The sequence below is a fragment of the Pedobacter psychrodurus genome (genome assembly GCF_032678585.1).
Classification (GTDB): Bacteria; Bacteroidota; Bacteroidia; order Sphingobacteriales; family Sphingobacteriaceae; genus Pedobacter; species Pedobacter psychrodurus_A.
This window is the reverse complement of record NZ_JAVTSN010000044.1, coordinates 49,904-62,330: the sequence shown is the minus strand read 5'-3', so window position 1 is coordinate 62,330 and position 12,427 is coordinate 49,904. Positions and strand designations below refer to the sequence as shown.

The 12,427-nt window shown below is 39.6% G+C and carries 8 protein-coding genes; all 8 read right to left on the bottom strand.

Annotated elements, in window-relative coordinates; genetic code table 11:
- Positions 1-92: 92 nt before the first annotated feature.
- On the bottom strand, positions 93-2,258 hold the full coding sequence (locus R2S57_RS23910) for an alpha-rhamnosidase (RefSeq protein ID WP_316847440.1): 2,166 nt from the start codon (positions 2,256-2,258) through the stop codon (positions 93-95).
- 106 nt (positions 2,259-2,364) lie between these two features.
- Complete coding sequence (locus tag R2S57_RS23905) at positions 2,365-3,954, bottom strand: sodium:solute symporter family transporter (protein WP_316847439.1); 1,590 nt, start codon at positions 3,952-3,954, stop codon at positions 2,365-2,367.
- A 139-nt stretch (positions 3,955-4,093) separates the two neighbouring features.
- The gene (locus R2S57_RS23900; RefSeq protein ID WP_316847438.1) at positions 4,094-5,179 is read right to left on the bottom strand and encodes a Gfo/Idh/MocA family oxidoreductase; all 1,086 of its coding nucleotides are present in this window, start codon (positions 5,177-5,179) and stop codon (positions 4,094-4,096) included.
- A gap of 189 nt (positions 5,180-5,368) precedes the next feature.
- Positions 5,369-7,981 (bottom strand): right-handed parallel beta-helix repeat-containing protein, encoded by a 2,613-nt coding sequence (locus R2S57_RS23895; RefSeq protein WP_316847437.1) that lies wholly within the window; start codon positions 7,979-7,981, stop codon positions 5,369-5,371.
- 10 nt (positions 7,982-7,991) lie between these two features.
- The gene (locus R2S57_RS23890) at positions 7,992-8,888 is read right to left on the bottom strand and encodes a sugar phosphate isomerase/epimerase family protein (protein ID WP_316847436.1); all 897 of its coding nucleotides are present in this window, start codon (positions 8,886-8,888) and stop codon (positions 7,992-7,994) included.
- Positions 8,889-8,893: 5 nt separating this feature from the next.
- Positions 8,894-10,396, bottom strand: a complete 1,503-nt coding sequence (locus R2S57_RS23885) for an acetylxylan esterase (RefSeq protein ID WP_316847435.1) — start codon at positions 10,394-10,396, stop codon at positions 8,894-8,896.
- 1 nt (position 10,397) lies between these two features.
- Positions 10,398-11,525, bottom strand: a complete 1,128-nt coding sequence (locus R2S57_RS23880) for a sialidase family protein (protein WP_316847434.1) — start codon at positions 11,523-11,525, stop codon at positions 10,398-10,400.
- A gap of 108 nt (positions 11,526-11,633) precedes the next feature.
- Positions 11,634-12,293, bottom strand: coding sequence for a DUF3826 domain-containing protein (locus tag R2S57_RS23875; protein WP_316847433.1), 660 nt, complete (start codon positions 12,291-12,293; stop codon positions 11,634-11,636).
- Positions 12,294-12,427: the final 134 nt, after the last annotated feature.

The following is a 12,427-nucleotide window of genomic DNA, read 5'->3' as shown; positions in this document are numbered from 1 at the left end:
GAAGAATGACGAAGCAATCTTAACGCGATCGCTATAACCCATAGTAGTAAGATTGCTTCGTCGGCTGAAGAAGCCTTCTCGCAATGACGAAACTATGCTGAGTATTTCACCTGATACTCTCTTCCCTTTTCAATCGTTACCTCATAAATTCCTTTCGAAATTTCTTTCACCTCAGCATCTTTTACAACAGGTTTGGTTTTACTTTTAATTCTTAATTTCCCTAGTCCAGTTGAAGAGGAAATCCTGATTTCTTTTTTGCTGCAAAATACTGAAATATCACCATGAGCCGTCGGTACTTTTCCTTCCATCCATGCTAAACCACCTAAATTTGGCTCAACGCTGTAGTTTTCGTACCCTGGGCTGGTAGGTTGCACACCCAAATAATATTTACCCAATAAATAAATCGGACTTGCTCCCCAGGCATGACAAAGGCTTTTTCCGAAAGGTCTGCCATACATGGCCAAATGTTCGGTTCCCTTTTTATCGGGGTTATACTCTTCCCAAAAAGATGTTGCACCCAATTTTAACATGCCACCCCAATAATTTTTCATTTCCTTAAGTACGTAAGGTTGTTCGCCCATGGCGCATAAAGCTTCCAGTTCGTAAAAGCGCATATATGGTGTAGTGATTTTGGCAATCTGATCGTTCAGTAATACATTCTTTTTAACAGCCATTTTTTGTTCTGGCGTGAAATAATCAAAAAAAATCCCGAACATATTGGCGTATCGGGTTACATTATCCGTTTGTTGATCATCAATGCGGCTGTGTACCAAAGCACTTTTGTTCTGGTTCCAGTAAAGTTCGAAAATTTTCTTCTTCAATTCTTTTGCCTGTTTATCGTATTTGGCCATGCCTGTTGTATCATTCGCCAATTTAGCACACAAAGCCATTGTTTCTAAGCTTCGGGCGTACAAAAGCTGCTCGAAACTCACTTCACCATCTTTACTTAGTTTATCGGCCCAATCGATAAAAATCCAATCGCCCGGCATCCATTCCAATAATCCGTTTTTATTCTTTCTTCCGTCGATATAGGTCATAAGCGATTGCATTCGCGGATAAACATCCTGCAAAAATTTTTGGTCGCCAGTGAATTTGTAATAATCGTAAAGCCCTAAAAACCAATAGAAAGAGTAATCCATGATGGTATTGATGTGTGCCGTTACCGGATCTTTGCCACGCTGAGCCAGCAAAGTCCGTTTTACGGTTGGTGCATCAAAAAACGAATAATAATTCATTAAATAACTTTGGTAGGCATCACCGCTCCATACCCACCGGTCGCGTTTTATCCCATCGATAAAAAACTCACGGGTATTTAAATGAAACGTGTATTTAGCAACATCGTAGATTTTATTGAGTTCGGCATCTGAAGATTTAAAACTCCCACGCTCCGTTACAGGCGCATATTCGTACAACATGGAAACAGAATCAGCCGACACCGAACCTTCAGATTGATAATTCACATACCTGAAAGCCTTTGAAAGCGGCATAATAGAGTCTTTTTTTTGTTCCAGATCGATATCAAGATAATCCAGGGTCTCACATTTATCTGTTGATAAGGCTTCTTCTCTTGATTCGCCATAATAAATACTCAATTTTCCTTTTCCTTTCAAACCGTGCACTTTAATAAATCCAAAAGTCTCTTTTCCAAAATCAGCAATAGAACCCTGATTTATTTTTTCTGTTTTAACTGCTGATTGTGGTATTACTGGCAATTTAAATTGCGAGGGAAGTTTAGCTGGATCGGTTAAATTCCATGAACCTGCCGAAACAAAAGTAGTTCCCGATTTATCCGAGGTTTTTCCACTGGCATCAATCCATTCTTTATCTTCGAAAGTAGTTACCCAGCTTTCATCTGAAACCACGGTTTTGCCTTGAACAAAAATTGCCGGAACATGTGCCTGATTATACACCTTTAAACTCAATTTGTGTTTTCCTGCAGGAATTTGAATACTTTTTGGAAAACCAGAAATGGCCTGACCATCAATTTTTACATTGTAAGTTCCTTCTACAAATAGCTTTATTTCTTCTGGTTGAACCAAATTGAATTCCTTATGAAAATCAACCAAAACATAATGACTGTCCATTTTCCAGAATACAGGAAAAAACGAACCTCTTTCCGTTCTGCGGTTCTGCATCACGTTGCTCATGTAGATGTCGAAATCGCCAGGATACCAGATCCACGAGGCCTTTTGGGCGAAAGTTTGGGCTGCCGAGAAGGTAAAAATGATGAGTAGGATTATTTTTTTTAAGTTTTTCATATTATTGAATTTTTAGCCACAGATGGACACAGATAAGCACAGATTTTATATCCCCGCCTGGACGGCTGGGCAGGTGTGTCGATCCTTTTTATCTGTGGTTCACATTTTAATGTCCATTAAAGAAGAGGTAGAGCGCCACCATTACCAACGCCAAAGCCATCCAGGAGATCCAAACTACTCTTTGCGGCTTTTCAATATTGGCCTGATGTTCTTCATTAACGGTATAAATACTTGGTGATCGATCAAATAAAGAAATTAGTACTGCAATGATTAATAGGCCAGTGAAAATGAAGAACGATAACATCAGGTAATGTGGCCAAAAAGTATATTGATCTGGAGGTAAAACCCACAGATAAGTCACACCAGTGCCTAAACTTAAAATAGAGCCAATTGAAAGTGTAAAATTCACAGCTTTTCTTGTGGTTTTTTTCCAAAAAACGGTGAGCAAAAAGACAACTGATAATGGCGGCGCGATAAAACCTAAAACCGATTGAAAAACATCAAATAAATTCAATCCTTTAATATTATCAATGGCCAAAACCACCACAACAGCAAAAATACAACCTGCCACAACTGCCCAGCGGCCGATGCGGATAATCTGTTTGTTACTTGCCTTGGGGTTGATTTTCTTTACATAAATATCCATGGTAAAAACGGTACTTAACGAGTTTAAAGATGATCCGATTGTACCCACCAATACCGCGATTAACACCACGATAACCAAACCGTTCATACCCGGAGGAAATAAATTGGTGACCATGGTCATATACGCTTCGTTTGGGTCTTTCAAACCTGGAAACAGCACATAACAAAGTATGCCTGTACCAATAAACAATGGTAACGAAAGGATTTTTAACCAGCCGATGAAACTTACGCCCAATTGCCCCTGCTTTAAATCTTTAGCGCCCAAAACAGATTGAACCATCGATTGATCGGTACAGAAAAAAGCTACAGCAGCCACAGGGTAACCCAATAGAATGGCATACCAGGGATATTTTGGATCAGTTGCGGGCTGAATTAAATTCCAGAAATGATGTGGTGTTTTAGCATACAGGGCGGAGATGCCACCCACTTTGTTTAAGCCTAAAAGCATTAAGGATAGCGAAACAGCTATCAATAAAATCATCTGGAATACATTCACTTTGGCAATGGCTTTTAAACCACCAAAATAGGTGAACAGTCCGGCAAAGGCTACCAACACGGTAACCGATTGCCACATCGGGATGCCCAAAATCTGGCGGACTAAAAATCCTCCGGCAAATAAACCCAGCGACAACCATGAGATTAAAATTTTAACCAAGGCATACCAGGCCAGAATGTTTTGAGTAGAATCGCCATAACGGTTGCCCATAAATTCGGGCATGGTACTCACTTTGGCGGCAAGGTATTTTGGCGCAAAAACAATGGCCAGTAAGAATAAAAATATAAAGGCATACCAATCAAAATTTACCGCTACAATACCCGTACTGTAACCAATGCTGGCAAAAGCCAATAGCATAGATGGACCAACGTTAGTACCCCACATATTAAAACCAATACTGCTCCAATTTAGTGATTTATTGGCCAGAAATAAGGTTTCATCATCGTTTTTCTTTTTTGAAAAACTGGCCCGATACCCAATGATCATTAAGATTATGAGATATGCGATGACAATGAAATAATCTAAACTGGTTAAACGTTCTATAATGTTTCCCATTTGGTTAGTTTTCTTTTAGTTTTTCCCACGGAATCACGGAATTCACGGAGCATTAATTTTCGTCATTGCGAGGAGGTACGACGAAGCAATCTTTCATACAAAATAGATTGCTTCGTGCCTCGCAATGACGATGTTTTTTCTACAACCCTATCGATTCCCGTGTGATGTGATTTGCTTTCAAAATTTCATCAACTTTTACCGGCAAACCTGTTTCCAATGACTGATCCATCGCTTGTAGCAATGCTACAGTTCCGATACCTTCTTTTAAATCAGGATAAGCGGTAAAATTATTATTGATGCTGTCTGCGAAATAATCCAGGTAGTTCTGGTATTCTCCTGCATGGTGGCTTTGTCCTTCGAAACGGAAATAATGTTTTAAGGTAGCATCGCCCCAGGTAATGATTTTTTCTTCACCGGTTTTTGTGGTCACCGAATAACGAAGTTCGTGGTAATCGGCCTGACTAGCACCTTCAGTTCCGCGTAGAATACAACTCATGCCACTATCACGACTTGCAGGTTGCGTTGGCCCTGTATAAGCGCCGCTAACCCTTGCAATCCGGCCATCTTTTGCCTTGAAAATAAAGTGCATGGTATCCTGGTTTTTCAATCCGGCTTTTAAACCGTTACTGCTCAACATGCCATAACCCATTACTTCTTCAATATCAGGCATATACCACCTGATAAAATCAACTGGATGGCTTAATCCGCCATATAGCCATTTAAACGATTGTTTTAACGACCAGCCTTTTTCTAAAAACCAGCGGTGATCGGCATGGTAGTAACTTTCTATTGTGATTAACTCGCCAATCAAACCTTCATCAAAATCTTTCTTTTGACGTTTTGCAGGTTCAAAAAAGCGTGAACTCTGACCCACAAAAATCTTTTTTCTTGATTTCCTGGCAAGTTCTAAAAGTTCATTGGCCTGAGCCAGATCATCGATAAATGGCTTGGTGCAAACCACATGTTTTCCATGTTCGAGCGCTAATTTAATATGTTCGAAATGCAAGTGGTCTGGCGTATAAATCGCAATCATATCTATTTTATCACTGTTTAACATATCCTCGTAATGGGTTGTCCAGTTTTTAAAATCGAATTCTAATGCCCGTTCTTCGCAAAGCTTTTTATTGGCGTCGCAAATTTGGATAAGTTTAAACTTCCTACTTGACAATGATGCAGAAATTGTGCTCCTGCCCTCTCCTAAACCTAAAATCCCTAATCTTAACATGATATTATTTTTTCTAAGCGTTATTGTTTTTTTAAATAATTGTTGTCATTCTGAACGCAGTGAAGAATCTTTGATAGAATTGCACTAGCCTACTTAACTTATATACTTTTGTTCCTGCTGCATCAGTGATTGCATTCTATCGCTTGCAGATTCTTCACTGCGTTCAGAATGACAAAACCTATATATTATTTATTCTATCGGTTTAAAGAATACCCAAACCTCATCCGGTTTTGTGCCTTCAATTCCTTCCTGATATTTTTTCATGATGGCATTCCATTCATCCACCTTTGGATTGTTTTCGGTGGTTTTTGGATTCAAATCATCTAACTTTTTTCCTTTAGGGATACTGATGATCAGCATTAATTGGCGGTCATTCTTAAAAATGGCCAAACGTTGAAATTCTGCGTTACAGAATCCTTTTGAGATTTCCGGCCATTTTTCGAATTGTGTTTTGTGATAGGCCAGATATTCTTTTTGCATTTTTTCATCTTTGACCAGATTGGCCGATAAAATGACGTTGTCCCATTCTGTTGCTGGTTTATCACCACAGTTTTTTTCTATGTTAAAATCGTAAAAAAGGTTATCGTACAACTTGATATCCTTGGCGTTTAAGCGTTTTAAAGTTTGTTTTAAACTTTCCACCTTTAAACTTGAAGTATAAATCACCAATCGATTTTCCCATTTATAAATTGAACTGGCCAAAAGGTTATTTTCTTTGGCAAAAGTTTTTAAGGCGTTGTTGTCAGGAAGATTATCCGATTTAAAGATCAGTTCGAATACAACAGATAGATCTACAGCCTGATTAATCCCTTTTTCCGAATAGTTCGCCTTTTCACGCAGTAAATATTGAAAGGGCTTTTCCAAACCAGCGCGCTGTTTAATCTGATCAGCTACCTTTGGTCCGTTGTTTTCCCATAAATTGTCTGGTCCGTTGGCATTTTGAAGATACTTTTCTGTTGGTGTCCAGTTGTTCTTGATGGTGATGTAAGAAGAACCCTCATCGGTATACAGATAGAACCAATGATCGGGTAAATGCGAATATGGCGCTTTGTAAATGCTATCTACCACATTTTCGGTGATGGAGGATCGGGGTTGAGCAGATAAGGTATAAATCCCAGCTACATCGTACAGGTGTTTGCCGTAATGGTGGATCTTATTGCCACTAACGGTATTATTTTCCATCACATTTTTTGTTTTCGTCCAGCCCCAACCCATACTGATGCCCGAATAGGAAACATCACTGATCTCGTTATGCAGAATCTTAATACCCCGAACATAACCTGCGCCAATACCGACCGCGCCCCAATCTTCGTTGGTAACATCCGTGACCAGGTTATTTTCGATAGTGTTATTCTTCGAAATCTCCCTTTTATCTGTCGGATAATATGGCAGATGTACTTCAACGGCCTCATCAGAAAAAGTTCCGATTAAAATGGCCGAGCCACCAATATCTTTGAATAAATTCCCTTTGATTTCGTTGTCTGCAGTTCCTTTGTGGTAATCTAAACCTGTAGCGGCAAGATGTACAAAACGACAGGATTGGAAGGAGGTATTATTTGCATAACTCACTTGTACAGCTGCAGCAGGTCGCCCGACCCAAGCTTGATTTTCTAAAGTTGGTTTATCTGGCGTACCGGCCTTCTCCAATTTATAGGCGTCAAGCATATACATACCGGCCTGGTGTGGCACATGACCTTGTTTTGATGGCCGCAACCAGGTGGAATGTTCAAATGAAATACCTTTGAAATTTACAAAAGAAACTGGTTGATCCATCGTTCCCTCGATTTTAATAAGATTCTCTAAGGCAGGAGCAACAACTTCAGCATTTTGCATGTTTTCAGATGCTTTTGGCCAGTAATAAAGTTTATGGTTTAGTAAATCTTCAAACCACTCCCCCGGTTCATTCAAAAATTGAATTGCATTGCTTAGATAAAATGCAGAATTACCTGTTTTCTCCGAAATCCATGGCGCTGGCCAGGGATGCTCTGATTGAATCCTGCTTTCGGGTTGCATAAAAGAAAGCTCAGCGGTATTGCCAATCACCTTAGCCGATTTAACACGGAGATTCGCAATGGCCCACCACTGGTGAATGAGCATTTCCATCCCCTTGATATTAGTTAAATTGATGTTTTTTTGAAGGGGAATTATACAGGTCTGTTTTTCAGAATCCCAGGATAATATCCTGCCCATTTCTTCGCCATCATAGTTTTTCGCACGGATGGCTTTATTCCCATTTACCCAAAGCTGCCTGAACTGGAGATCACTTCCATCGAAATTGGGAATAGCAGTAACCCAAACTTTGCCTACAGCTTCTTTTGGTAAGCCATCAATTGCTTTAATCAGTTTTTTCCAGCCTTTTACATTTACCCCGCCACTCAAAACAACCGTTTCATTTGCAATAATCTCCGTAGGACGATCTTTTGTGCCGGAGTCTTCCGGACGAAGAACAACAGGTTCGTGCAATTGATAAACACCTTTGTCCATAATAATCCGGATGCCACCCTTGATGGAAACATCATTTAAACGCCGCAATTCGCGGGCTTTTCTAATAGCCGAATGAAGTGTTGCCAAAGGCTTTTCTTTCGTTCCTGTGTTATTATCAGCGCCATTTTTGGAAACATAAATATCTATCGCACTTGCTTTCAGGCAGAGTAACGACAAGAGAATGAACAGGATGTAAAATGGTTTAAATTGGTTGGTTCGTGGAGGCACGAACCAAGGCATTGGTATACCGCCCCGGTACGTGTCTCCAAGTACCGATGCATGATAAAAAAGATAAATTCTTTTCAAAGAGTATTTCATTATATCTATACTATTTAGCTTGAAAAATTGATTTCAAATAGCTGGTATTGGCTGAAAAATTATATTTCACATTTGTAGGCTGCTTAGCATCGCGGCTTCGTTCTACCACCAGCCATCCGCTCCAGCACATATCATCTAAGGTTTCCTTTACCTTATTCAAATTCATCTTTGGATCATTCTGCAACCAAACGCCATCTTCATTTGTAGCGTGGATTTGAACAATATTTTTCTTGCCCAAAATCCTTAATTCTTTATGTAGATCCCGCCCGTTTTTTATGGCATTAGAGAAATTGAAATAACTTTTGACATGCTTAGAATCTATATCTTTTAGTAATTGTAATTCGCCTTTTGCATCCAAAGCACTTTCAATTCCGATGGTAATTCCAGCTTTTGATGCCATTTTCCCAGCCACTTTTAACCTTTCCACAATAGGCTCGCGTAGTTCTGGGTTTTTAACCAAGTCTCCCTGAATACCCAAAGGCAGAAATACCACTTTAATATTCATTGCTTTAGCGGTGTCCAAACAATCTTGGATCATTTTCTGATAAGTTGGTCGTTTGGCAAATGATTGTGCGTAAAATCCGGTCATGGCCAATGAACAGATTTCCAGATTTAATTCTTTTGCCTTAGCCAAATATTCTTGTCTAATTTTGGGATCGGCCAATTTATTATCAAAGGTCTCTCTATCTCCCAAGCCACCCATATCAATTTCCAAACCATCTGCACCGATCTCTTTTGTAAGTGGCAGGGCACTGATTTTCTGTCTTTTCAGAATCATTAAATCAATTACTGCAACTTTGAAACGGTTCTTCTTTTCTCCTGCAAAAAGCAATTGATTGGGTACCATTAAAACACCTGTTAGCAAGGCTATATTGCCAATAAATGATCTTCTATTTTGATGTAACATAACTCCTACTTACTCGTGCTTAAAGGGAATAATTTCTCCAGTTTTTCAAAGCCCATGACCGCATTTTTTGGTAATTTCTCACCTTTATCGCCGAAAACATACAGGGCGTTTTCCTTTTCTATAGTTACCTTTCTCTCATCATACTTGCCGTTTTTATCTTTAACTACAACAGCATTTAACTTAAAGTTTTTAATCAGGAAATCGTACAATGCAATGCGCTTATTGATGCCAAAATCATGCTTTTCATCAGGGAGATGAATATTTTCGACTTTATCTTTCACGCCATAATAACTGTACATTTTTTGCAGGTAAGGAAAATCGTGTTCGGGCGTGTGTGCCGTCCAATCGCTGCCATCCGAAACCAATAATTGTGGACGGGGAGCAGCCATTGCGGCCAATTCTACGTTATCGGTTCCTCCACCACATTGATGAATTGGCATTCCACTTTCGCATGGGCAGCCACCATAAAAGTAAGATGACATGGCTACTACTGGTGCGCTTAGTTTAATCCGGTTGTCCATAGCCGTCATCAAAATAGAATGGCTTCCAGCACCCGAACCACCGCTGATTCCGATTCTGGTGGTATCTGTCTCCTTTAAAGACGAGAAATAATCTAAAATTCTGATGCCACCCAAAGTTTGAACGGTTTGCGCCAGACTTTTGCGGTGGTCTTCATATTTAAACTGTAACATGGATTCGCCCCAGGCAAATAAATCGTAACTAAAGGCCATTGCGCCCATTTTGGCAATCATGGCGCAACGGATCTGGCAATCGGGTCTGTAACGTTGTTTTTCCCAATGTCCGTCGGGACTTAAAACCAAGGGGATTTTTCCTTTAAAGTTCAATGGTTTATATAATGAACCATTAATCCATACACCAGGCAAAATTTCTAACGCCATATTTTCTACCGAATATCCATCGAAGATTCTTTTCGCTGTCACAATCGGTTTTGAATTTGGTTTTGCTGGTAATGGCGATAAGAGTAATGCTTTGTATAATTCGGGTTTAATTTCTGCCTTACGTTTTTCCCAACTTGCCTGGTCGTGGTATTTCGTGGCCAAACTATCTAAATAGGCCCAACCATCCTGAACTTCCCAACGGTAATATTCGTATTCCTTTAATTTGTAAACACCAGGTTTTTCCTTGTTTACCTTCATGTCCAAAGGACTAAGCACATTAGTAAGCGTTTGGTCTACATCAGCCCGGAAACGCCAATCGGCATAGTTTACCCATTTGTCTTTTACCTGCGGTTCGGCGTATTTAATCTGTACTTTAAAACGCGTTTGAATCTCTTTCAAAACTTCTACAAGGGGCTTTTTATAAAGATTATCGGTATTTTGGGTCTGGGCGGAGAGATTTGTAAATGCGAATAAAAAGATGACCATTAAATACACCTCCCTAAAAAATCCGCCCCCTGCCCCCTCCGAAGGGGGACGAGTTCCCTTACCTAAAATTTCTCGGCAGCACTGCGTACTGTTTGCAATGACGTATTTCGCTACATTTATCATCTTAACCCTCCTCGCTTTTAGTTTCGGTAATCACAGGAGCAGTATAACCTTTCAGTTTTGGCCAAACACCATTTACAATTTTCTTCAATTTTAACTTGGAGGGATCAACTACCACATGTTTGATTTTCTCTCTTCTCCAGGTATAAATGAAGTGTAACAAACCATCAGAAGTTTGAATAACAGCAGGATAAGAATACTGACTGATCGGTGAATCTTCTAAAATCAAAGCTGCAGACCATTCTTTTCCATCCTTAGAAATAGAAACGTTTAAAGGAGTACGGGGTCCTTTTGCTAAATCGCCTGGAGGTAAAACATGGTTGTATACCAATACCTGTCGACCATCTCTCATGGTTACCGCATCTGTACCTGAATTGTTATTTGGCAATGTGGTTTTGGTTAATGCCGACCAGGTTTCTCCGTTATCAGTAGACCACGATTCTACAATCGCACGGTTGGCTGTTCTGGCCAGAATCTGCAATTTTCCATTTCCATATTGCAAAATGCTCGGTTGGATGGCTTTAATTCCATTTTCTGGCAATGGGCCAACTGTTCTCCAGGTTTTGCCATTATCTTTGGTTACCTCAAAATGAATTTTCCAACCATCGCCCTCCTTGCTTGATGGTGCGAAAAGATTTCCATTGCTTAATAAAACCGGCTTGTTTTTAACGGGACCGATATAACCATCAGGTAATTTCGTGGCTTCAGACCAGGTTTTTCCACCATCTTTCGAAGTTCGCATCATTCCCCACCATTCAGATGGTTTTGGTCCGATTTTATAAAACAACAACAAATCTCCACCCGGAACCTGATATAAAACAGGATTCCATGTAGGTAATCTTTTACCTTCCGGTTGGATACCATTGGCAACCGAAAACGGCGCCAACCATTTGCCATCTACATAACGGCTGATGTAGATCTCTACATCGGGATTCCGTTCTTTTGTTCCGCCAAAAAATGAAGCCACTAAACCTGTCGACGTTTCGGCTATTGTAGCAGAATGGCAAGACGGGAATGGTGCTTTATCGTATAGAAACTCCTGTTTTATAATTCCAGTTTGCCATTTTTCCACCTGGGCTTGCGCACCCAAAGCAAATAATACAATTGATATAGTTAAAATCTTTTTGAACATGTTATTTTTAGTTGCCGTCATTGCGAGCTGATTTTTCTTCAGCTGAAGCAATCTATCCTGATTAGAAAGATTGCTTCGTCGTACCTCCTCGCAATGACGAGATATCGATTACTGTTTTACCTTTGCTTCTTTTATTTTTTTAGTATACGCACTATAAAGCGCTCTCCAGCTGCGTCCGTTGTTATTGAGTAATTGTTCTGATTTGGTTTTATAAATTTCGAAAATGGCAGAAATTTCTTTCATGCTTTTATAATCAATAGCTTGTTCTCTGGCCTGTTTCAAAAAAGCTAAAATTTTGGCTTCTTCATCAGCAGTTAAGTCGGGAACGATTGCTTTATAACCTTTCATCGTGAATTCAACTTTTCCAATGGTGTATTTATCTAAGATTGTTTCAACCTGCTCTGGCGTTAAGTTTTTTCTCAAACCATCCATTAAAGCCTGATGAACAGTTGAAGGCATAGCAGAATCGGCAATAATCTGTTTGTCTAAATCGCTTAATTTATTGCCTGTAACTGGGTTTATCCCGTCAGGAACTGTTGATGAAGGATGGTCGTTATGCCAATCTCTAATGGTCGTTAAATGAAGAGCAATTACATTTTCGACAGCAGATTTTTTAGCCGCATCGGTTAAATTTAATGCCGATGTCCATTCTTTAGCCTTAATCAGGATTTCTTCTGGTACAACAATATCTTTTGTTTGACTGAATGCGCTTACTGAGGTAATCAGTAAGGTTAGCAGTATAAGTGGGTTCAAAAACTTTCTCATCATTATGTTTAATTTTTGTTTCGGTTCGTGAAGACACGAACCGAGGCTTATATTTATAATTTTCTCCGCCATGGTTCGTGTCTCCACGAACCATTATTTTAGAATCTTTAATTTTATATTGGTCATATTCAGTTTTA